The organism is Rhizobium sp. FG113 (assembly GCF_057809895.1).
In genome coordinates this window covers 82,520-102,648 of sequence record NZ_JBMDKV010000008.1, presented here as the reverse complement: position 1 = coordinate 102,648, position 20,129 = coordinate 82,520, and the positions used below count along the sequence as shown (strand labels likewise).

At 60.5% G+C, this 20,129-nt stretch carries 22 protein-coding genes and 1 pseudogene; 15 read left to right on the top strand and 8 right to left on the bottom strand.

Annotated features, from left to right (window positions below; all coding sequences use genetic code 11):
- The first annotated feature begins 112 nt into the window (after positions 1 to 112).
- From modA to modC, 3 genes are all read left to right on the top strand, one after another.
- The gene (gene modA, locus ACODTZ_RS19360) at positions 113 to 898 is read left to right on the top strand and encodes a molybdate ABC transporter substrate-binding protein (RefSeq protein ID WP_111562693.1); all 786 of its coding nucleotides are present in this window, start codon (positions 113 to 115) and stop codon (positions 896 to 898) included.
- A 74-nt stretch (positions 899 to 972) separates the two neighbouring features.
- Positions 973 to 1,674, top strand: a complete 702-nt coding sequence (gene modB / locus ACODTZ_RS19355; RefSeq protein WP_047509033.1) for a molybdate ABC transporter permease subunit — start codon at positions 973 to 975, stop codon at positions 1,672 to 1,674.
- Complete coding sequence (modC, locus tag ACODTZ_RS19350; RefSeq protein WP_489027313.1) at positions 1,671 to 2,738, top strand: molybdenum ABC transporter ATP-binding protein; 1,068 nt, start codon at positions 1,671 to 1,673, stop codon at positions 2,736 to 2,738. The genes modB and modC overlap by 4 nt, the downstream gene beginning before the upstream one ends.
- Here modC and ACODTZ_RS19345 read toward each other — a convergent pair.
- Entirely contained in the window at positions 2,735 to 3,115 is a 381-nt protein-coding gene (locus ACODTZ_RS19345) for a winged helix-turn-helix domain-containing protein (RefSeq protein ID WP_047509029.1), read from the bottom strand. The genes modC and ACODTZ_RS19345 overlap by 4 nt on opposite strands.
- A gap of 206 nt (positions 3,116 to 3,321) precedes the next feature.
- Here ACODTZ_RS19345 and rsfS point away from each other — a divergent pair, with 206 nt between their 5' ends.
- From rsfS to ACODTZ_RS19315, 6 genes are all read left to right on the top strand, one after another.
- A complete protein-coding gene (rsfS, locus tag ACODTZ_RS19340; protein WP_037112036.1) occupies positions 3,322 to 3,762 on the top strand; it encodes a ribosome silencing factor in 441 nt (146 codons plus the stop codon).
- 131 nt (positions 3,763 to 3,893) lie between these two features.
- Entirely contained in the window at positions 3,894 to 4,376 is a 483-nt protein-coding gene (rlmH, locus tag ACODTZ_RS19335) for a 23S rRNA (pseudouridine(1915)-N(3))-methyltransferase RlmH (RefSeq protein ID WP_489027310.1), read from the top strand.
- A gap of 121 nt (positions 4,377 to 4,497) precedes the next feature.
- Positions 4,498 to 5,931, top strand: coding sequence for a murein hydrolase activator EnvC family protein (locus ACODTZ_RS19330; RefSeq protein WP_489027308.1), 1,434 nt, complete (start codon positions 4,498 to 4,500; stop codon positions 5,929 to 5,931).
- The gene (locus ACODTZ_RS19325; RefSeq protein ID WP_047509025.1) at positions 5,921 to 7,243 is read left to right on the top strand and encodes a S41 family peptidase; all 1,323 of its coding nucleotides are present in this window, start codon (positions 5,921 to 5,923) and stop codon (positions 7,241 to 7,243) included. The genes ACODTZ_RS19330 and ACODTZ_RS19325 overlap by 11 nt, the downstream gene beginning before the upstream one ends.
- Positions 7,244 to 7,322: 79 nt before the next feature.
- The gene (locus ACODTZ_RS19320) at positions 7,323 to 8,519 is read left to right on the top strand and encodes a divergent polysaccharide deacetylase family protein (protein ID WP_489027306.1); all 1,197 of its coding nucleotides are present in this window, start codon (positions 7,323 to 7,325) and stop codon (positions 8,517 to 8,519) included.
- 12 nt (positions 8,520 to 8,531) lie between these two features.
- A complete protein-coding gene (locus ACODTZ_RS19315; protein WP_489027304.1) occupies positions 8,532 to 9,062 on the top strand; it encodes an RNA pyrophosphohydrolase in 531 nt (176 codons plus the stop codon).
- 56 nt (positions 9,063 to 9,118) lie between these two features.
- On the opposite strand, the gene bfr is transcribed toward ACODTZ_RS19315, so the two are convergent.
- The 5 genes and pseudogenes from bfr to ACODTZ_RS19290 all read right to left on the bottom strand — a co-directional run bounded on the left by bfr (position 9,119) and on the right by ACODTZ_RS19290 (position 15,923).
- Positions 9,119 to 9,604, bottom strand: a complete 486-nt coding sequence (bfr, locus tag ACODTZ_RS19310; protein ID WP_018901052.1) for a bacterioferritin — start codon at positions 9,602 to 9,604, stop codon at positions 9,119 to 9,121.
- Positions 9,570 to 9,964: pseudogene (locus ACODTZ_RS19305) on the bottom strand ((2Fe-2S)-binding protein). The gene bfr and the pseudogene ACODTZ_RS19305 overlap by 35 nt, the downstream one beginning before the upstream one ends.
- Positions 9,965 to 10,058: 94 nt before the next feature.
- A complete protein-coding gene (locus tag ACODTZ_RS19300) occupies positions 10,059 to 13,508 on the bottom strand; it encodes an error-prone DNA polymerase (RefSeq protein WP_489027302.1) in 3,450 nt (1,149 codons plus the stop codon).
- Positions 13,505 to 14,932, bottom strand: coding sequence for a Y-family DNA polymerase (locus ACODTZ_RS19295; RefSeq protein ID WP_489027444.1), 1,428 nt, complete (start codon positions 14,930 to 14,932; stop codon positions 13,505 to 13,507). Before ACODTZ_RS19295 ends, ACODTZ_RS19300 begins: the two co-directional genes overlap by 4 nt.
- 40 nt (positions 14,933 to 14,972) lie before the next feature.
- Complete coding sequence (locus ACODTZ_RS19290) at positions 14,973 to 15,923, bottom strand: ImuA family protein (protein WP_489027300.1); 951 nt, start codon at positions 15,921 to 15,923, stop codon at positions 14,973 to 14,975.
- Between the two features lie 163 nt (positions 15,924 to 16,086).
- On the opposite strand from ACODTZ_RS19290, the gene ACODTZ_RS19285 reads away from it, so the two are divergent.
- On the top strand, positions 16,087 to 16,524 hold the full coding sequence (locus ACODTZ_RS19285; RefSeq protein WP_489027298.1) for a metallopeptidase family protein: 438 nt from the start codon (positions 16,087 to 16,089) through the stop codon (positions 16,522 to 16,524).
- A 36-nt stretch (positions 16,525 to 16,560) separates the two neighbouring features.
- On the opposite strand, the gene ACODTZ_RS19280 is transcribed toward ACODTZ_RS19285, so the two are convergent.
- Both ACODTZ_RS19280 and ACODTZ_RS19275 read right to left on the bottom strand, forming a co-directional pair.
- Complete coding sequence (locus ACODTZ_RS19280) at positions 16,561 to 16,767, bottom strand: DUF1737 domain-containing protein (protein ID WP_018901046.1); 207 nt, start codon at positions 16,765 to 16,767, stop codon at positions 16,561 to 16,563.
- An 11-nt stretch (positions 16,768 to 16,778) separates the two neighbouring features.
- Positions 16,779 to 17,702, bottom strand: a complete 924-nt coding sequence (locus ACODTZ_RS19275) for an HpcH/HpaI aldolase/citrate lyase family protein (RefSeq protein ID WP_489027296.1) — start codon at positions 17,700 to 17,702, stop codon at positions 16,779 to 16,781.
- 112 nt (positions 17,703 to 17,814) lie between these two features.
- Here ACODTZ_RS19275 and ACODTZ_RS19270 point away from each other — a divergent pair, with 112 nt between their 5' ends.
- The 5 genes from ACODTZ_RS19270 (at position 17,815) to ACODTZ_RS19250 (ending at position 20,116) form a co-directional block, all read left to right on the top strand.
- Positions 17,815 to 18,057, top strand: coding sequence for a hypothetical protein (locus tag ACODTZ_RS19270; protein ID WP_018901044.1), 243 nt, complete (start codon positions 17,815 to 17,817; stop codon positions 18,055 to 18,057).
- Between the two features lie 137 nt (positions 18,058 to 18,194).
- Positions 18,195 to 18,623 carry a VOC family protein gene (locus ACODTZ_RS19265; protein WP_489027294.1) on the top strand — a complete coding sequence of 143 codons (429 nt, stop codon included), beginning with the start codon at positions 18,195 to 18,197 and terminating at the stop codon, positions 18,621 to 18,623.
- Between the two features lie 127 nt (positions 18,624 to 18,750).
- Positions 18,751 to 19,359, top strand: coding sequence for a 3-isopropylmalate dehydratase small subunit (leuD, locus tag ACODTZ_RS19260; protein ID WP_018901042.1), 609 nt, complete (start codon positions 18,751 to 18,753; stop codon positions 19,357 to 19,359).
- A gap of 14 nt (positions 19,360 to 19,373) precedes the next feature.
- Complete coding sequence (locus tag ACODTZ_RS19255; RefSeq protein WP_489027292.1) at positions 19,374 to 19,781, top strand: CopG family ribbon-helix-helix protein; 408 nt, start codon at positions 19,374 to 19,376, stop codon at positions 19,779 to 19,781.
- Positions 19,781 to 20,116, top strand: a complete 336-nt coding sequence (locus ACODTZ_RS19250; protein WP_489027290.1) for a type II toxin-antitoxin system RelE/ParE family toxin — start codon at positions 19,781 to 19,783, stop codon at positions 20,114 to 20,116. Before ACODTZ_RS19255 ends, ACODTZ_RS19250 begins: the two co-directional genes overlap by 1 nt.
- Positions 20,117 to 20,129 lie beyond the last annotated feature (13 nt).

Sequence of the window (20,129 nt, the reverse complement as noted above, 5' to 3'; positions counted from 1 at the left end):
GCTATCTTCATCAAGTGTTACGCGATGCGTTGCGTTCAACTGAATATAGCGCTGGTCAATGGCTGGGTTCCGTTATATCTCTCCAAACATCTCGAAGTGTTGGGGAAACAATATGCACAATCGTCGTCAATGGGTGAAATTCGCAGCTGTCGCGGTCTCCGCGATCTGGCTTGGCGCAACCGCCGGCACAGCCGTTGCCGCTGAAAAGGTTACGGTCTTTGCCGCCGCGAGCATGAAGAATGCTCTTGATGCGGCCAATGCGGAATGGGCCAAGGAAAGCGGCAAGGAAGCCGTCGTCTCCTATGCGGCGAGCTCCGCTCTGGCAAAGCAGATCGAAGGCGGCGCGCCGGCGGATGTGTTCATTTCGGCCGACCTCGACTGGATGGATTATCTCGCCAAGAAGAACCTGATCAAGGCGGACACCCGTTCCAACCTGCTCGGCAACAGCATCGTGCTCGTTGCCGCCAAGGACAAGGTCAAGCCCGTCGATATCAAGCAGGGCTTCGATCTCGCCGGCCTGCTCGGCGACGGGAAGCTCGCCATGGGCGAAGTCAAGTCGGTACCAGCCGGCAAGTACGGCAAGGCGGCGCTTGAAAAGCTCGGTGTCTGGTCGTCGGTCGAAGGCAAGGTCGCAGGCGCTGAAAGCGTGCGCGCGGCGCTGGCGCTGGTCTCGCGCGGCGAAGCGCCGTTCGGCATCGTTTATCGGACCGACGTGAACGCGGATCCGGGCGTTGCCGTTGCCGGCACCTTCCCCGCCGACTCGCACCCGCCGATCACCTATCCGATCGCGATCCTGTCCGAGAGCAAGAATGCCGATACGGCAGCCTATCTTGACTTCCTGAAGTCGGAGAAAGCTGCGCACTTCTTCACCGAACAGGGCTTTACCATCCTGAAATAATTGCGGTTTTATACGCAACTGCCTAGCCTGAAGGCCCGCCACGGTGGGCCTTCGTTTTTTCAGGAGCGTTGCATTTGGAAGCACTTGGTCTGAGCAGTGACGAATGGACGGCGATTATGCTCAGCCTGCGGGTGTCTATCGTCGCGATGCTGGCAAGTCTGCCTTTCGGCATCGGTGTCGCGCTGCTTCTGGCGCGGGGACGCTTCTGGGGCAAATCCATTCTCAACGGCATCGTGCATTTGCCGCTTATCCTGCCGCCTGTCGTTACCGGTTTCATCCTTCTCGTGCTCTTTGGCCGGCGCGGGGTGATCGGCGCCTTTCTCGATCAATATTTCGGAATCGTCTTCTCCTTCCGGTGGACGGGGGCAGCACTGGCCTGCGCCGTGATGGCCTTTCCGCTGATGGTGCGCAGCATCCGGCTCTCAATCGAGGCGATCGACCGCAAGCTTGAAGAAGCCGCCGGCACGCTCGGCGCCAGCCCGTTCTGGGTCTTCCTGACGGTGACGCTGCCCCTCACCTTGCCCGGCATCATCGCCGGCATGATCCTGGCGTTTGCCAAGGCGATGGGCGAGTTCGGCGCGACGATCACCTTCGTTTCCAATATTCCCGGCGAGACGCAGACGCTGTCGGCCGCGATCTATTCGTTCACGCAGGTGCCGGGGGGAGACGCAGGCGCGTTGCGGCTGACCCTGGTGGCCGTGGTGATCTCCATGGCTGCATTGCTCGCATCCGAATTTCTGTCACGTCTCATCGGGCGGAGGATCGATCCGCAATGACGCTCGTTGTCCATGCAAAGCATCGGTTCGACGCGTTCTCGCTCGAGGCGGGCTTCACGTCGGAGCGCGGGATTACCGCGCTGTTCGGCCGTTCGGGCTCGGGAAAGACCTCGATGATCCGGATGATCGCAGGGCTGACGCGGCCCGACGAGGGGCAAATCAGCCTCGACGGCGAGATACTGACGGATACCGCCAAGCGCATTTTCGTCGCCAAGCATCGGCGGCGGTTCGGCTATGTGTTTCAGGAAGCACGGCTCTTCCCGCATCTGACCGTGCGCCAGAACCTGACCTACGGTCGCTGGTTCGCGCCGAAAGGGGCGCCACGGGAGAGCTTTGAGCGGGTCGTCGGCTTGCTCGATATCGAAAGGTTGCTCGGCCGCAGCCCTGAGCACCTGTCCGGCGGCGAAAAGCAGCGGGTGGCAATCGGCCGCGCGCTGTTGTCGTCGCCGCGTCTGCTTTTGATGGATGAGCCGCTTGCCGCGCTCGACGAAGCGCGCAAATCAGAGGTGATGCCGTTCCTTGAGCGTCTGCGCGACGAGATGGATATTCCGATCGTCTATGTCAGCCATTCGGTGGCCGAAGTAGCGCGGCTTGCCGATCAGGTCGTCGTCATGCAGGACGGCCGGGTGAAAGCCGTGGGCGCGGCAACCGAGGTCCTCAGCCTGCCGGCTGCATCGCTCGATCGGCGCGAGGCGGGCGCCCTATTGCAGGGGCGTGTGGAAGCCGTGGACGGGCGGCATCACCTCGCCACCGTTGCGATGGCGACCGTGCGGCTGCATGTGCCAGATGCCGGTCTTGCGCCGGGCAAGGCGGTGCGTGTCCGTATTCCCTCTCGCGATGTCATGCTCGCCACCGAACGGCCGAATGGCCTCAGCGCGCTCAACGTGCTTGAAGGCACGATACTGGCGTTGATGCCGTCCGACGATGCGACCGTAGACGTCACGGTCGATTGCGGCGGTGACGCGATCCTGTCGCGAATCACCAGCTTTTCGGCGGAGCGCATGGCGTTGCGCGAGGGCATGCCGGTGTTCGCGATTATCAAGACGGTTGCGTTGGAGCCTTAGGCTGTTGGCTCGGCGCCATCGAGCAAGCGGTTGCTCTCCAGCCAGGCGAGGTCGTCGGCCAGGGTCACCCGGATCGTTTGCTCCATCTGCCGAAAACGCGCCAGCAGTTCCTCGCCGAACTCAGTCAGCGCCGCGCCGCCACCCTTCTGGCCGCCGCGCTGCGATTCCACGACCGGATGCTTGAACATCCGGTTCATTTCGCTGACCAGCAGCCAGGCGCGCCGGTAGGACATGTCCATCGCACGGCCGCCGGCGGAGATCGAACCGGTCTCCTTGATGTGCTCCAGCAGTTCCATCTTGCCGTGCCCAAGGCGGTCTTCATGCGGGAAGCTGATGCGAAGGACCGGGACAAGCGTATTTTCTAAGGTGTTTTTCATTTGCAATCTTCGCACTGGGACGAAGCATCACTTTACTGAGGGCGACGGCAACTGTACACAGCCCCGCAGGATGCACTTGAGGCTGAGCCATCCGTTGCTGCCGCGCCAAATCCGGCATTCATGCTTTGTGATCGCGGGCGTCTTGAAACATTTATGGTTCGGTGCCTATCTTAACCATGATTTGGTTCGCCAAATCAGTGATGTGCATGCTTTGTCATTCCGAGAAAGGGAAAGCACTGACAACAGTACACGCAAAGGGAAGCACGAAAGTCGTTGTCCCGAAGAGCCCGGAACGTGGCGTTGATGCCGCTGCCCGCGCCCTGCACACCGTCCTCGTCAGCCTCGAGGACTCCAAAGCTGAAGATATCGTTTCCATCGACATTGCCGGAAAATCGGCGCTCGGCGACTTCATGGTCGTGGTATCGGGCCGCTCGAGCCGCCATGTCATGGCAATTGCCGACCACCTGCTCAGTGACCTCAAGGACGAGGGCTTCGGCTCCGCCCGGGTCGAGGGCCAGGATGCCGGCGATTGGATCCTGATCGATACCGGCGATGTTATCGTGCATGTCTTCCGTCCCGAAATTCGCGAGTTCTACAACATCGAAAAGATGTGGCAGGCTCCCGATCTGGACGAGACGCTGCACTGATACTCCAGCTGGCAGGCTGTCTGGACGCTGCGTCCGGCGCCTGATAGATGGCTGTAATTAGGCCGGCGGTGCTTTAGCCCCGGCCTGCGGCATCTTTGAGCCGCGAAAAGCCTGATAGCAGGAGCGGATACATGCGCGTTGGCCTTTTTGCCGTGGGGCGGCTCAAATCCGGCCCGGAGAAGGATCTTGCGGCGCGTTATTTCGACCGCTTTGCAAAGGCCGGTCCCGCCATCGGCCTCGAATTCTCCCGCGTCGTCGAAGTCGCCGAAAGTCGCGCCTCCAATTCCGATACGCGCAAGCGCGAGGAAGCGGGCATGCTTCAGAAGTCGCTGGCGGACGGCAGTATTCTCATTCTCCTCGACGAGCGCGGCAAGGCGCTCGACAGCGAAGGCTTCGCCACTCTTCTGGGCAATTACCGCGATCAGGGAAAGCGCGAGATGTTGATCGCGATCGGCGGCGCCGATGGACTTGATCCGGCGCTCTACGATCGGGCCGACGCAACGCTGTGCCTGGGCAAGATGACCTGGCCGCATCAGCTCGTCCGTACGCTGATCGCCGAGCAGCTCTATCGCGCCGTGACGATCCTGTCCGGCCATCCCTACCATCGCGTCTGAGCGCTCACGATCATTCACGCAGGTGTGTCTTGCGCGATCGGGCGGCAGGCCTCAATCTTTCTGGCAAAGATGGTCAAATCAGCTTAATCTTCGCGCGGTTTAAGAGGATTTACCGATCGGCATGCCGACACCTGCATCCAAGCGAAACTATGTGATCTTGTCGGTTGCCGTGGCGGGTCTTGCCGCGTCGGTTCTCGCCGTGTCCGGGCGGGTTTCGGCCCTGGCCCAGGAGCAGCCGGCCGCCGCGCAACCGGACCCGCAGGCGGCAAACGCGCCCGTTGTGGCTGCGGCACCTGATCCGGCCGTCGAACTGGAAAAGAAGCGCGACCAGACGCGCAGCGAACTGGATGCGCTGTCGAAGACAATCAATCTCTCTTCGAGCAAGGTCGCGGAACTGCAGAAGAGCATCGAGGATCTGGACAAGAGCACCAGCAGTGTTCGCCAGGCGCTTATTGATTCCGCCGCGCGGCGCAAGTCGCTGGAAAAGCAGATATTGGAGAGCGAGAAGAAGCTTGCCGATCTCGGCGTGAAGGAAGATGCGGTTCGCCAGTCGCTGCACGAGCGGCGCGGGCTGCTGGCCGAGGTGCTTGCCGCGCTGCAGCGGATGGGACGCAACCCGCCGCCGGCGCTTCTGGTGACGCCCGATGATGCTCTTGCCTCGGTGCGCAGCGCCATCCTGCTCGGTGCCGTTGTTCCCGGCATCCGCAAGGAGACGGATAAACTCGCCGCCGATCTCGGCAACTTGGCCTCTCTGCAGGCCGCAAGTGCCGCCGAGAAGACCGGCTTGACGACGACGATGACCAACAGCCTCGAGGAAGAGCGGCGCATGGATTTGCTTCTCGCCGAGAACGAGAAATTGAGCCGCAGCAATACTGCCGAGCTCAATGCCGAGCGCCAGCGCTCCGAGGAACTCGCGGGCAAGGCCACGAGCCTGGAGAGCCTTGTGGCATCGATGGAAAGCGAGATTTCATCCGTTCGCCAGGCGACTGCCGCGGCGCGTCAGGCGGAGGAAAATCGCAGGCTGCTGACGGATGAACAGCGCGCGCAGGCCAAGGCTTTGGCCGACAGCGGGGTGCCCGATAAAAACCGCATTGCGCCCGCATATCCGTTCGGAGAATTGAAGGCCAAGCTGGAGTTGCCCGTTGCCGGCGATATCCTGCGCCAGTTCGGCGATGCCGATGGAACAGGCCATGAGGCGATGGGTATGACGCTGGCGACCAACCCGGAAACGGTGGTCACCGCACCGGCGGATGGTCTGATCGTTTATGCCGGCGCGTTTCGCAGCTACGGGCAGATGATCATTCTCGATGCCGGCGACGGATATCATCTGGTTCTCTCCGGAATGGAGACCATGAACGCGCGGCAGGGCAAGTTTGTTTTCGCTGGCGAACCGCTTGCGGTGATGGGTGCGAAAAGAGTGGCCAGTGCGACTGCATTGGCGCTGGAAACAAACCGACCAACGCTTTACATTGAATTTCGAAAAGACGGAAAGCCGGTCGATTCCCGACCATGGTGGACCGCCAAAGACACCGGAAAGGCACGCAATGATTCGTAGGGCTTCTCTTGTTCTGGTTGGCGCATTGATGGGTGCGACGGCCATGAGCGTCATCTATTCCGCCGGTGTGCCCGCGGAAGCGGCGGGGGCGTCCACCTACAAGGAACTGTCCGTTTTCGGTGACGTGTTCGAGCGTGTTCGCGCCCAGTACGTGACGCCGCCGGCCGAGGACAAGCTGATCGAAAATGCCATCAATGGCATGCTGTCGTCGCTTGATCCGCATTCGAGCTACATGAACGCCAAGGACGCGGCGGACATGCAGACCCAGACCAAGGGCGAGTTCGGCGGTCTCGGAATCGAGGTCACGATGGAAGACGAGCTGGTCAAGGTCATCACGCCGATCGATGATACGCCGGCCGCCAAGGCAGGTGTTCTCGCGGGTGACTATATCTCCGAGATCGACGGGCAGTCCGTCCGTGGCCTGAAGCTTGAAGACGCTGTCGAGAAGATGCGCGGTGCCATCAACACCCCGATCAAGCTGACGCTGATCCGCAAGGGCGCCGACAAGCCGATCGAACTGACGATCGTTCGCGATGTCGTGGCCGTGCAGGCGGTCAAGTCGCGCGTCGAGGATGATGTCGGGTATCTCCGCATCATCTCGTTCACCGAGAAGACCTACCCGGACATGGAAAAGGCGATCGAGAAGATCAAGAAGACCGTTCCGGCCGACAAGCTCAAGGGCTACGTGCTCGACCTGCGCCTCAACCCGGGCGGTCTGCTCGACCAGGCGATCCAGGTATCGGATGCGCTTCTGCAGCGCGGCGAGGTGGTTTCCACGCGTGGCCGCAATCCAGACGAAACCCGCCGCTTCAATGCCGGTCCGGGCGATCTGACGGATGGCAAGCCTGTGATCGTGCTGATCAACGGCGGCTCGGCTTCGGCATCGGAAATCGTCGCTGGCGCCCTGCAGGATCTGCGTCGCGCCACGGTTCTTGGCACGCGCTCCTTCGGCAAGGGATCGGTTCAGACGATCATCCCGCTCGGCGAGAACGGCGCGCTTCGCCTGACGACGGCGCTCTACTACACACCGTCGGGCCGCTCGATCCAGGGCACCGGCATCACGCCTGACATCAAGGTTGAAGAGCCGCTGCCGGATGATCTGAAGGGCAAAATGGTGACCGAGGGCGAATCCGCCCTGCGCGGCCACATCAAGGGCCAGAGCGAGACGGACGAAGGCTCGGGCTCCGTCGCCTACGTGCCGCCGGATCCGAAGGATGACGTGCAGCTCAACTACGCGCTCGACCTTCTGCGCGGCAAGAAGACGGATCCGTCTTTCCCGCCGAACCCTGAAAAGGCCGTCAGCGCCAAGTAACGATCAGATGAGGCGTCAGGCCGGATGAGGATCCGGCCTGACGCCTTTTTGCTGTCCTGTCGATGGAAGCAGCCGAAGAATGAATACCGATCTGCACGCGCCCCTTGGACAGAACCGCAAGCCGGGTGGCAAGCGCCCTGGCGTCTTGCGCACGGGGCGGGTGGTTGCCGGGCTTTGCCTCGTGCTGATCGGCGGCTTTTCGGTCTATACCGCCTTTCGCGGCGATGGCCTGAAGCGCGAGACGCCGCCCGCCAAGGAGCAGGCCTCCGCCGTTCCCATCGATACCGTCCAACAGACCGCCACGCCCGATGCGACGCCTCTCAACGGCATGCCGCGTAGCGAGCCGAATTCCGGCGCCAATGTCGAGCGGATGACGACGGGCGATGGCTCGGTGGTGACCAAGTACAGCCCGAGGACCCGCGACGGAAACGGCCCGGTTCTGATCGATGCTATGCAGGTGGGGCAGGATCCGCGAATGGCCGCGTTGCCGAACGATGCTCTGCTTGAGGCGTCGCCGTTCGGGCGGCTGCCGATCGTTGGCCCTGATGGTCGCCGGCCGATGGATCAGTATGCACGGCCGTGGTCCGGCGCGCATGGAACGCGGATCGCGATCGTCGTAAGCGGCCTTGGCCTCAGCCAGACGGGCACGCAGCGGGCGATCCAACAGCTGCCCGAGGAGGTGACACTTGCCTTTGCCGCCAGCGGCAACAGCCTGCAGCGCTGGATGCAGGAGGCGCGCCGCTCCGGCCACGAGATCTTGATCCAGGTGCCGTTCGAGCCATTCGATTACCCGGCGAATGATCCCGGGCCTGATACGCTGCTGACGTCGAAGAGCGTGGCCAAGAATATCGAGAGCCTGCACCGGGCGATGGGCGAAATCACTAACTACACCGGCGTTTTGAACTATCAGGGCGGCCGTTTCCTCTCTGATGCGAATGCCCTGGAGCCTGTCATGCGCGATATCGGCAAGCGCGGGCTGCTCTTTCTCGACGACGGCACCTCGGCGCAGTCGAAGACGGCCGCGATCGCCAAGGGCACCGAGACGCCCTACGCCTTTGCGGACGTGCAGCTCGACAACCAGGTCGATTTCAACGCGATCACCAACAAGCTGGATGAACTCGAGCGCGTGGCCAAGCGCAACGGCCAGGCGATCGGCGTCGCCTCGGCATTTGACGAGAGCATCGATGCCATTTCAAAGTGGACGGAAGAAGCGGCGATGCGCGGCATCGAGATCGTCGGGATCGCCGCGCTAACCAACGATCCGAAGAAACCCTAGCAGAGATAATCCATGAGCCAATCGACCGTTAAAGCCGAAGATCTACCCTATCGCCCTTGCGTGGGCGTGATGATCCTCAACCGGGCCGGGCTCGTCTGGGCCGGCCGCCGAATCCCGGCGGAGAATTCGGAATATGACGGGTCGCCGCAGCTATGGCAGATGCCGCAGGGTGGCATCGACAAGGGCGAGGACCCGCTGACGGCGGCCTACCGCGAGCTTTATGAAGAGACGGGGATGAAGACGGTGACGCTGCTTGCCGAGGCGAAAGACTGGATCAACTATGATCTGCCGCCGCAGCTGATCGGCATCGGGCTGAAGGGAAAATTTCGCGGACAGACGCAGCGCTGGTTCGCCTTCCGCTTCGATGGCGATGAGAGCGAGATCGCCATCAACCCGCCGCCGGGCGGGCATTCCGCGGAATTCGACGCCTGGGACTGGAAGCCGATGGCGCAGCTGCCGGAGCTGATCGTATCCTTCAAGCGCGGCGTCTACGAACAGGTGGTCGGCGAGTTCAGCCATCTCGCCGGATTGCCGGCTGCCTGATTGATGGTGCCTGATTTGGATGCCGGCCGCCTGGGCGACCGGCTCCTGTGACTTGATTATTCAGCTTGGTCGGCCGAGTCGGCGTTCAGCTGGCCATACTTGGCTTCGCCGATCTTGCCGAGCAGCTCAAGCTGCGTCTCGAGGAAGTCGATGTGGCCTTCCTCGTCCATGAGGAGCTCTTCGAAGAGCTTCATGGAAACGTAGTCGCCGGCCTCATGACAGATATCGCGGGATTTCTTGTAGGCGGTGCGGGCGTCATATTCGCCGGCGAGATCCGCTTCCAGAACTTCCTTGACGTTCTGGCCGATGCGCAGGGGCGCAAGCGTCTGCAGATTGGGATGGCCTTCTAGGAAAATGATGCGCGCAACGAGCTTGTCGGCGTGCTGCATTTCTTCGATCGATTCAGCGCGCTCTTTCTTGGCAAGCTTGGTGTAGCCCCAATCCTCGAGCAAACGATAGTGAACCCAGTACTGATTGACAGCACCAAGCTCCAAAAAGAGGGCCTCGTTAAGCCGCTCGATGACTTTTTTGTCGCCTTTCAATGTCCGCTCTCCTGTTTTCTTCATGGAAGTTTCTGAGGCGGGACATGAAATCAAATATTTCGGCATCCGTCGAGTGGCGACGGGCGTGATAGTCCTCGGTCGTCTGAATGATGATGTCGACCACATTCGGGAAACAGCCGCAGCAACGGCCGCGTTTCTCCATGGCATGGTAGACTTTCGCAGGGACAATAAGCTGCCAACAGTCCTCATCGAGAAGGCTGTTGATAACCTCCCGGATTTCAGTGTCGGTTATGTAATTGCAGCTGCAGACAAGCACGTCTTCATTCCAAACATGACAATGACTATCGTCTTTTTGCTAAAGAAGACGCTCGTTGTCAAGAAAGATTCATATTCAGGCACTCCCGCTTCGCCCACCTTCCGGCTCGCTTACGATCCAATTAAAGCGGACGGCTCTCCGCTTGCGACGATGTCCGATCGGACTCGATATTGAAAATCAATGAAAATTACGTCCCTTCGGCATGACTGAGGCCGTGGCTTCATCCCGCCCTCGATTGTCCCGCGTGGTTATTCTTTTTTCCATTACCGCCTTCTCCAATGTCTCATTGAGCTTCTTCTGCCGGGGATCGGCGGTCGGCCGGCGCGCTTCGTCCGAGCGGTCGCAGACTCCGAAGCGATTGGCCTCCTTCTGGAGCAGCCCCAGAGCGTGCGTCATGTCCTCGATGTGATCGACAACCGTATGGATCACCCCGCTCTGGCTCTGCAGCTTGCCGCGGATCTTGACGAGCCGGGCGCCCATGACGATGGCGCGGTATTTCTCGAAGGTCTTCGGCCAGACGATGGCATTGGCCACGCCTGTTTCATCCTCCAGCGTCATGAAGATGACGCCCTTGGCCGAGCCCGGGCGCTGGCGCACCAATACCAGGCCGGCGATCGTTACCCAACGGCCGTTCGGCACCTTGAGCAGGTCGACGCTGCGGGTGATGCCGATCCCACGCAGTTCGTCGCGCAGGAAGGACAGAGGGTGCGCCTTGAGAGATAGCGACAGATATCGGTAGTCCTCGACCACCTGCTCGCCCGGCAGCATTTCAGGCAGTTTGGCCTCAGGCTCGACCTGCAGATCGAGATGGGATGTCTGATCGAAAAGCGGCAAACGTTCGGCCGCGCTCTTCACATCGAGCGCGCGGACGGCCCATAGCGCTTCACGCCGGGACAGGCCGATGCTGTTGAAGGCATCCGCATCCGCCAGCCGCTCGATATCGGATTTGTCGAGGCCCGAGCGCAGCCAGAGATCACGGATGGAGGTATAGCCGTATCCCCGATGCGCCATCAGTTTCTCCCGTATGGCATCCTCGGATAATCCCTTTACCTGGCGAAAGCCGAGGCGGACGGCGTGGTTGGCCTTGATGACATCAGTCATTTCGCGATGGCGAAAGTCGATCCGACGGCCATCGAAGCGTCCGCCTTCCAGGAGGCAGTCCCAATCCGAGCTGTTGATGTCGACGGGCCGGATCTCCACGCCGTGTTCCCTGGCGTCGCGGACCAGCTGCGCAGGCGCGTAAAAGCCCATCGGCTGCGAGTTCAGCATGGCCGCACAGAAGACATCGGGGTAATAGGCCTTCACCCAGGAGGAGGCGTATACGAGCAGCGCGAAGGAGGCCGCGTGGCTTTCCGGAAAGCCGTATTCGCCAAAACCCTTGATCTGATTGAAGCATTGCTGTGCGAACTCTTTCGAATAGATCTCCTTGGACATCATGCCGTCGATGAAGCGCTTTTCGAAATTGCCGATCGTGCCGGTTCGCTTGAAGGTCGCCATCGCCCGGCGCAACTGATCGGCTTCCGCCGGCTTGAAGCCGGCCGCGGTAATAGCGATCTGCATGGCCTGTTCCTGAAAGAGTGGAACACCAAGTGTCCGCTCAAGAACACCTTCCAGTTCCGGGCTCGGATAGTCGATCGGGATACCTTGCCGTCGTTGCTCTCGTCGCTTCAGATATGGGTGGACCATGTCGCCCTGGATCGGGCCGGGCCGGACGATCGCCACCTCGATCACCAGATCGTAGAACTCTCTTGGGCGCAGGCGTGGCAGCATGCTCATCTGCGCCCGGCTTTCGATCTGGAATACGCCGAGCGTATCGGCCCGGCAGATCATGTCATAGACGGGCTCTTCGTCTTCGTGTTTGGCATTGCCGAGATCCGCGAGGGTCTTCTTCTCGTCATAATGCAGCAGAAGAAGGTCGAAGGCCTTGCGCAGGCAGGTCAGCATGCCGAGTGCCAGAACGTCGACCTTCAATATCTTCAAATTGTCGAGATCGTCCTTGTCCCACTCGATCATGTAACGGTCCGGCATGGCCGTGTTCATGATGGGCACGACTTCATCGAGCCGATCGCGAGTGATGACGAAACCACCGACATGCTGGGTGAGGTGGCGGGGAAAGCTCAGAAGCTCTGAGGCATATTTCAGCACGTTGTTGGTCACGACGTTTCCGGTATCAAGACCAGCAGCCTTGGCCTCGCGTTCCGAAAGCTTGTCGTCAGACCAGCCCCAGACCAGACTGCCAATCGCCGATTGGACGTCTTCCGACAGGCCAAACGCCTTTGCGACCTCCCGCCCTGCGGAACGCGTGCGGTAGCTGGTCACGGCCGCCGTAAGCCCGGCATGCTCCTTTCCGTATCGCTGGTATATGTGCTGGATCACCTCTTCACGCCGGTCGTGCTCGAAATCGACATCGATGTCGGGAGGCTCGTCGCGGTCCGTGGACATGAAGCGGTCGAAGAGAAGCTTATTCTTCTCCGGATTAACCTCGGTGATTTCCAGGCAGTAGCAGATGACCGAGTTGGCAGCCGAGCCTCGGCCCTGGCAAAGAACATGTAGCTTGTATCGGGCATGCATGATGATCCTGTGGACCGTCAGGAAATAAGGCGCGTATTGTTTTTCCTTGATTAGTTCCAGTTCATAGCGGATCTGCGCTCTGGTTTTCTCCTTCATCTCCTCTGGAAAACGTCTGGCGGCTCCGGCCCAGGTCAGGCGTTCAAGTGTCTCGTAAGGGGTTTCACCCTCGTCGTTTTCATCCGGGTAATTGTGCTGCAGGTCATCGAGGCAAAAACTCAGCCCGGCGAAGAACCTTTGTGTGTTGATGACCGCGTCCGGATGATCCCTGAAGAGACGCTTCATTTCACGTTCGTCCTTCAGATGGCGTTCTGCATTCGGCGCCAACAGGAAGCCTGCCTTATAGATCGGAACGTGTTCACGTATCGAGGTGACGACGTCCGACAAGGGGCGGCGAGCCGCTTCGTGAAATAGCGGCTGGTTGGTGGCGATGAGAGGCACACGGTTGCGGGCGGCCAGCATGGAAAGAACGGAAAAAACGCGCCTATCGCGGCCGTCATAAGCGGGCGTCAGTGCCATGTGGAACTTACCCTGGAAACGCTCCCGCAGGCGTTGGAGGCAGGCTTCGAAAGCGGGGTGACGACCAATATCGTCGGCGATTGATGGGGTGGGAACAAGCGCCAGCATCATCCGGTCTCCCCATTCGACAAGATCGGCCTCCTGCAAGAGGCAACTGCCCTTTTCCGCGCGCAGATTACCGGCGCTCAGCAGGCGACAAAGATGGGCCCAGCCTTTTCGGTCTTGTGGATAGGCCAGAATGTCCGGGGTCTCATCCGAGAAAACGAGACGAGCACCCGGCTGAAAGCGAATAGGGTCGAGAACGGTTTCTGGCTTCTCGTCCCCCTGCAGCCGTCCCTGCTGTTTTCGCTCGTATTTTTCTTTGATCGCCTTGGCTTGGGCATGCGCCCTGACGACGCCGGCCACAGAGTTGGTGTCGGCAATGCCGAGACCGCCCAGCTTCAGGAGCGTGCCCTGCAGCACCATCTCCTCAGGCTTGGATGCACCTTCCAGAAAGGAGAAATTCGTCTTGGCGCCAATCTCGAAAAAACCGGCGTTCATGCGAGCATTCCATGCATGTACCAGCTCTGCTTTTCATCGTAGCCGTAAAGGCCTTCGCGATAGATCCAAAACCGATAGCCCTGATCGTCCTCGATGCGAAAATAATCGCGCGAGGGTTTATCCTTGTCATCGGTCTTGTCTTTCATCCACCATTCTTCGGCAATCCGTTCAGGCCCCTCGCTTTTGACGACGCGGTGGCGCATGCGGCGCCATTGAAAGCTGGCGGGTGCGCCGTCGGGAACCTCTACGGCGAAAGCATCCATGGGTTCCGGCCGTTGCAAGAGACGGACCGGTCTTTCGCTGCGCGCTGGTGGTGTAATGATTTGCTCAATTCGGGATGCCGATAAAGCGTCGATCGCGGGGACGAGAATAACCGCCCTTTCTGGTATATGGCTTTCGCGTAACTGAAAGGTTTGCAGGCAATCGACACCGAGCCTTGCCGAAACGCGATCAACGAAGATGGCCAGCGATGCGTCCGTTTGACGGTGCCCCTCGAAATCGCTCTGGGCCGTATCGAAATTTTCGTGGCGCAGGACATTGAGGCGCAGGATCTCAAATCCGTAGCCGGCATCGAGATCGTCATGGACGGCCTGCAGGCGTTCGGTGAAGAGGACGGCGATGCGCCTTGGTTCACGCAGCGGCCTTGTCGTGCCGGCCGCGATGCGGAAGACCTTGCCATCGACACGGAACAGGACGAGTTCGAAAACGCGACCGCCGACGCCGCGTGCCTCCAGTGACGGTTTCAGCGCATGGGCGATCTGGTCGGTGACGGCCAGAATCTCCTCTTCCGCGGCGACCGGCTCCATCAAGCGGCGCTCGGCCGAGAGGCTGGCGACGGGCAGGCGCGGAGATATCGGCTCCTCATCCGTTCCAAGCACCTGGTCAAGCCGCAACAGCACGCTTGCGCCGAAACGACGGGTCAACGGCGCCCGCGGGGTTTCCATCAGGTCGCCGATGTATTTCAGGCCCATCTTGGTGAGCGCTGCGATCGTGTCGTCCGAGAGGCGAAGTGCGGCGACCGGTAGGGGAGCAACGACCCGTTCCGTCTCATCCGCGTGGATCACGCCTCCCTGGCCGAAGCGGCTGACCGCCCATGACAGGCCAGGGGAGGAGGTGATCGAGCCCCGGACGTCGATGCCCATTTGAAAGAGCCTGGACAGGATATCCTTGAGCAGCGCCTTTTCGCCGCCGAAGAGGTGGGCACAGCCGGTGATATCGAGAAACAGGCCATCCCTGCCGTCGAGCGCCACCAGAGGCGTATAGCGGTCACACCAATCGGCGATGCCCTCGAGAAAGCGCAGGTCGGCGGCCGGGTCTTCTTCGATCACCTCGATCGTCGGGTGGATGGCGCGGGCTTCGGCGACACCCATGCTCTTTTTCAGATTGATCGCCTCGGCTGCCTCGTCCAGCGCCGTCAGCCGCATGGTGTTGGCGTGGCGGCCGGAACAGACGATCGGCGGCGTCTCAGGACGATTGCGCAAACGCCAGGCGAGACCCCACTTCTTCCTGGATATGCGATCGGTCGGCAAATGCGGAAAATGCAGCGCCAGAATGCGCTGAGCGTTCGCCTGAAAAGCGAGTGTCGGCTGATGGGCGGACAGGGAAAAACCGGCGGTCATGGGGGTTCCACTCCAGAAGAATGGAGAAGGGAGCCGGGTTTCGGCTCTTCTCCAGGGTGATGCGAAAGATCGGATTGCCGATGCTGCCGCCCAGCATCGAACCATCAGGCAAGGGCCGCGCCGCAGATGGCGCGGGTTCGGCAAGAAAGCGGAAGATGGCGCTGCTGGCCTCTTCCTCCGCTGCCTGCCGCAACAGGAAAAGCGGGCGGCGAGACGCCTTTGCCCGCAAGTTGAGACGGCGGCTTTCCGTCAGGCCGAAGGGCCTGGGATTGCCGCGAACTTCGAGAATGGTGGCCGGAAAGACGCCGCTTTCGACGGCGGTTTCCGCCAGCCACAACGCATCCTCAAGCTTTTTCGGCGCGGCGTGCAGGAAGAGCCGCGGCTTCAGGCCGAAATCGCTGAGGCCGACGGCATAGGGCCGTCCCGCCTCCATCGTCGCCACCGTGTCGGCGATCCAGAGGATCGGCAGGTGCGCGTTCGCCCCCTCCTCTTGCCCATGCTGGAGCATGGCCGCGATCGCCAGAACGAAGCCGCTGCTTGCGCCGGCATTGCGCAGCAGCGTCGTGCGGATTTCGGTCAGGCCATCGAGCGGCAGACCGCCGTCGAGCGCCTCATCCAGAGCGGGGATGCCAAGCGGCAGGCGCAGGGCGTCTTCGCTATTGGGCTTGTCGAGAACTGTGTCGGCCAAAGCCTGGTTTTCCGCCGCCGCCAATGCGGGCACCGGTTTTCCTTCAAGCTTTGCAATGGTTTCGCGGAGCGCAAAAAGCCGCTCGCGCGCCACGGCCGACTGTGCCACGACGTCACTCCATCTATCGGATGTTCCTATTATGTTCTTATGGATTCCAGAGCTCGGCCGAAGAGTCAACAGCCGTTTGATGTGAATTTATTCCTGCCCTTGATTCCGCTCTCGAAAATCAGCGGCAAAGGCTCTATATGGGCGGCAAAGGAAAGGAGCTTTTATGGCTCGCATAGACCAGAGCGGCAATTGGCAGGATCGCCACGCTCCGACAATCAGCACGTTCGAGTCCCTGGCGATGGAGGCTTACAGCCACCTGCCGGAAGAATTCCGTGCGCTGACCACCAATCTCACGATCGAGATCGAAGACTTCCCTGACGACGAGGTGTTCGAGGACATGGCGCTGGAAACGCCGTTCGATCTGCTCGGCCTGTTCGAGGGGCGCGGGATTTCCGAACGCTTCACCATGGAAACGGGCGAACTTCCCAATCGCATCCGCCTCTACAGGCGGCCGATCCTCGATTACTGGGCCGAGAACGACGAAACGCTAGGCGATATCATCACCCACGTGCTGATCCATGAGATCGGCCACCATTTCGGTCTCAGCGACGACGACATGGAGCGGATCGAAGCGAGCGCGGAAGAGGCGGCCGAGCGCTAGGCGCTGGGCTCTTCAGGCGCCCTCCGACAGCAAATCTTACTGCTCGGAGAGCTTCATGTCGGGATGGTAGTCCTTGCCTTCGACATGCTTGACGATCGCCTGGGCGCACATCACCTGGCCGGTCTGCGAGTTGAAGGTCATGGCCGGCGAGCCGTTCAGCGACCAACCCTTGTTGAGGGCATCGGTTACGCGGTGGCAGAAGGCGGCGTCGTCCTGGCCGGTCAGAAGGCGGTAGAGCTTCATCACATCGTCTTTCAGTTTGCCGTCTGGCGTTTTGCCTTCTGGCGTTCTGCAATCAGGCGGGCTTTATGAACCAGAGTTTCCGCCTGGACAAGATGCAGCCGCTCGATCATGCGGCCGCCGACATTGATGACGTTGAGGCCATCCGTGGCGGGGTCGGCGAAGGCTTTCATGATCACTTCCGCTTCGGCGATGGCGGATGCGTCCGGGCCGAAATGCCGGTTGGCGAGCTCGATCTGCGCGGGGTGGATCAGCATCTTGCCATCGAAGCCCATGGCGCGTGCCTCGGCGCATTCGGTGTCGAAGCCATCGATATCCTTGAAATCGTTGAAGACGCTGTCGATGGCGCAGAGGCCGTAAGCGCGCACGGCCAGGATCACCTGCATCAGCCAGGGCACGAGATACTGCCGGCCGGGCTGTGGCAGAACGCCGGTTTCCTTTCTGAGGTCGTTGAGGCCGACGACGAAGCAATCGAGCCTTGAGCCCGCCGTTCGCCCGGCCTCGGCGATCGCCGCGGCATTGAGGATGCCGCGCGGTGTCTCGATCATCGCCCAGATCCGCACTTCATCAGGCGCATCGGCATCCGCAAGAAGATCACTGACCGACATGACGTCCTGCGGTTCGTTGACCTTGGGCAGCAGAACGGCATCCGGCTCCAGCGCGCTCACAAGCTCCATGTCGGCGCGGCCCCAGTTGGTGTCGAGGCCGTTGATGCGGATGATGCGTTCCTTACCCTCCAGCGGTTTACCCTGGAAGAAAGCGGCCAGGTTTTCGCGCGCTTCGGCCTTCTTCTCGGGCGCCACGGAATCCTCAAGGTCGAAGATCACTGCATCGCAATCAAGCTGATGGGTCTTTTCAATCGCACGTGGGTTGATCGCGGGAACGCTCAGCACCGAGCGGCGCAGATTCATCGAACGGGTGAGGGGAGACTGGCTCATCACGAATGTGTGTCAAGCTTTGTGACCGATGGCAAGACAACAAAAAGCCATGCTTATCTTGCAGAAGACAAGACGAAGGACCACATTCCTTTCCTAGAAAGGTTTCAAACCCATGCAGAATATTCGTTCCGTCTTCCTTTTGCTTGCAGGCATCACCGCATTTGCAGCATTGGCGCTCCTCACTTTTTCGGTGACGCTCGCCGTTGGCGCCATTCTGACGGTGCTGATGGTCGGCCGCGCGCTCTCGCTGAAGATGAAGGCGGCTCCGGTCTGTGCAAGGGCGAAGTCCAAGACGCGCGATGGTCAACCCATGCGCATCTGGAACGACGGTCGCGGCACGATCATCGATCTCTGATCGCCTCTTTCTGATCGCTTCTGGCGTCCCGAATTTATTTCATTCGGTCTGTCGGCTGGCGTTTTGCTCGCGCGTCCTAGATGCGGCAAGGCTTGTGGCTGCACAAGCATCACGCCCAGGCATCAATGGAGGACTGCATGGAAAGCGAAACGCAAACCGGCCAGATGGCCATGCCGCCGGTCAAGAACGGGCTGCTCCCCTACATCACTGTCGACGGCGCGCTGAAGGCGGCGGAATTCTACAGCAAAGCTTTCGGCGCCGAGCAGGCATTCGTCGTTCCGCCCGATGAAAATGGACGCACGATGCATGTGCATCTCTATATCAACGGCAGCTCGCTGATGCTGAGCGATGCCTATTCCGAGCACGGCCATCCCTTTCGGCCACATCAGGGTTTCTCGCTGCAGCTCGTGGTCGACGATATCGATTTCTGGTGGGATCGGGCAGTCAAGGCCGGCGTCGAGGCCGTCATGCCCGTCGAGCGCATGTTCTGGGGCGATCGCTATGGTCAGCTGCGCGATCCCTTTGGCGTCTCCTGGGCGATGAACGAGCCCGCCAAGGCCGGCTAGATCAGTCGCGCCCGGCCGAACGATTCTTCGGGGCGCTGGCCGGGGCTGCAGATTCCCCTTCATTTTGCCGGGAAACTGGACTAAACGCTGATCAACACACTATCTCTGCCAAACTGGAGGCCATGCCATGGAAAAATTCACCAAGCTGACGGGCGTTGCCGCCCCTCTGCCGGTTGTCAACATCGACACCGACATGATCATCCCGAAGGATTACCTGAAGACGATCAAGCGCACTGGCCTCGGCAAAGGTCTCTTCGCGGAAGCCCGCTACAATGAAGACGGCACGCCGAACGAGGATTTCGTCCTCAACAAGCCGGCCTACCAGAACGCCAAGATCCTCGTCGCCGGCGATAATTTCGGCTGCGGCTCCTCGCGCGAGCACGCGCCGTGGGCACTGCTCGATTTCGGTATCCGCTGCGTGATCTCCACCAGCTTCGCCGACATCTTCTACAACAACTGTTTCAAGAACGGCATTCTGCCGATCAAGGTCAGCCCGGAAAATCTGGAAAAGCTGCTGGACGACGCCTCGCGCGGCTCCAACGCCATCCTGACGGTCGACCTGGAGAACATGGAAATCACCGGCCCCGACGGCGGCTCCATCAAGTTCGATCTCGATGCCTTCAAGCGTCACTGCATGCTGAACGGCCTCGACGATATCGGCCTGACGATGGAAAAGGGCAAGGAAATCGACCAGTTCGAAAAGGCCAACGCCGCTTCCCATCCCTGGGCCGCCTAAGCGCTTCGACAAGATTGCATGATCAAGCCGGCGGGTTCTCTCCCGCCGGCTTTTTCTTTGGCTGCACGGTGGCGTTGTTGCCGTGCTTTGAAACGGTCATGCGTTGGGTTACACTGCATCCCAGTGAATTGCGGGATGAGTTTGCCATGCCGAACCAAGATAGATCACAGGTGTCTTTACGGCTGCCAACCGAGCTCGTTACGGCATTCGATGATATTGCAGAAGTGCTGGATCGTGATCGCAGTTGGATCATGCGCAAGGCGCTTGAGCAGTATCTCGCCAACGAGGGAAACGACATTCTGCGTGACGCAGAGGGGCTCGCCGAGCTTGATCGTGGCGAGAGCGTCGATCTGGATGATGTGCTTCAGAAAGCCCGGGCAATTGTTGATGCCGCGGAGCGTCGGCATAGACGGGCCGGCTGATGCCGCCCGTACGCCTCTCTAAAAGCGCCGAGCGTTGGTTTTTGAAGAGGGTCGTAGACCTGGCGACAGTTAATCCGGCCGCAGCGAGACGTTTGATCGATCGACTTGAAACCCTGAAGCATCTGCTGTCGTCTTTTCCCGCGATGACAGAGAAGGGTATCATTGAAGGAACGCGGAAGGTGAGCATGCCACCGCTGATCCTTACAATACGTGAGCGAGGCGGCTTTATCGAAATCTCCGCGATCCGCGACGGTCGGCAGAAGGATGCACTGGCGCCTGCCGAATTGCTGGACACCGAGGATCCGAAGGATAACGATGAAGACAGCGACGCCTGATCGGCCCGGCCGC

Bases quoted from the DNA above. Each gene is read 5' to 3' on its own strand.
- modA (WP_111562693.1), top strand. From the start codon at position 113: ATGCACAATCGTCGTCAATGGGTGAAATTCGCAGCTGTCGCGGTCTCC.
- modC (WP_489027313.1), top strand. From the start codon at position 1,671: ATGACGCTCGTTGTCCATGCAAAGCATCGGTTCGACGCGTTCTCGCTC.
- ACODTZ_RS19345 (WP_047509029.1), bottom strand. From the start codon at position 3,115: ATGAAAAACACCTTAGAAAATACGCTTGTCCCGGTCCTTCGCATCAGC.
- rsfS (WP_037112036.1), top strand. From the start codon at position 3,322: ATGCTTTGTCATTCCGAGAAAGGGAAAGCACTGACAACAGTACACGCA.
- rlmH (WP_489027310.1), top strand. From the start codon at position 3,894: ATGCGCGTTGGCCTTTTTGCCGTGGGGCGGCTCAAATCCGGCCCGGAG.
- ACODTZ_RS19330 (WP_489027308.1), top strand. From the start codon at position 4,498: ATGCCGACACCTGCATCCAAGCGAAACTATGTGATCTTGTCGGTTGCC.
- ACODTZ_RS19325 (WP_047509025.1), top strand. From the start codon at position 5,921: ATGATTCGTAGGGCTTCTCTTGTTCTGGTTGGCGCATTGATGGGTGCG.
- ACODTZ_RS19320 (WP_489027306.1), top strand. From the start codon at position 7,323: ATGAATACCGATCTGCACGCGCCCCTTGGACAGAACCGCAAGCCGGGT.
- ACODTZ_RS19315 (WP_489027304.1), top strand. From the start codon at position 8,532: ATGAGCCAATCGACCGTTAAAGCCGAAGATCTACCCTATCGCCCTTGC.
- ACODTZ_RS19300 (WP_489027302.1), bottom strand. From the start codon at position 13,508: ATGAACGCCGGTTTTTTCGAGATTGGCGCCAAGACGAATTTCTCCTTT.
- ACODTZ_RS19295 (WP_489027444.1), bottom strand. From the start codon at position 14,932: ATGCGGCTGACGGCGCTGGACGAGGCAGCCGAGGCGATCAATCTGAAA.
- ACODTZ_RS19285 (WP_489027298.1), top strand. From the start codon at position 16,087: ATGGCTCGCATAGACCAGAGCGGCAATTGGCAGGATCGCCACGCTCCG.
- ACODTZ_RS19280 (WP_018901046.1), bottom strand. From the start codon at position 16,767: ATGAAGCTCTACCGCCTTCTGACCGGCCAGGACGACGCCGCCTTCTGC.
- ACODTZ_RS19275 (WP_489027296.1), bottom strand. From the start codon at position 17,702: ATGAGCCAGTCTCCCCTCACCCGTTCGATGAATCTGCGCCGCTCGGTG.
- ACODTZ_RS19270 (WP_018901044.1), top strand. From the start codon at position 17,815: ATGCAGAATATTCGTTCCGTCTTCCTTTTGCTTGCAGGCATCACCGCA.
- ACODTZ_RS19265 (WP_489027294.1), top strand. From the start codon at position 18,195: ATGGAAAGCGAAACGCAAACCGGCCAGATGGCCATGCCGCCGGTCAAG.
- leuD (WP_018901042.1), top strand. From the start codon at position 18,751: ATGGAAAAATTCACCAAGCTGACGGGCGTTGCCGCCCCTCTGCCGGTT.
- ACODTZ_RS19250 (WP_489027290.1), top strand. From the start codon at position 19,781: ATGCCGCCCGTACGCCTCTCTAAAAGCGCCGAGCGTTGGTTTTTGAAG.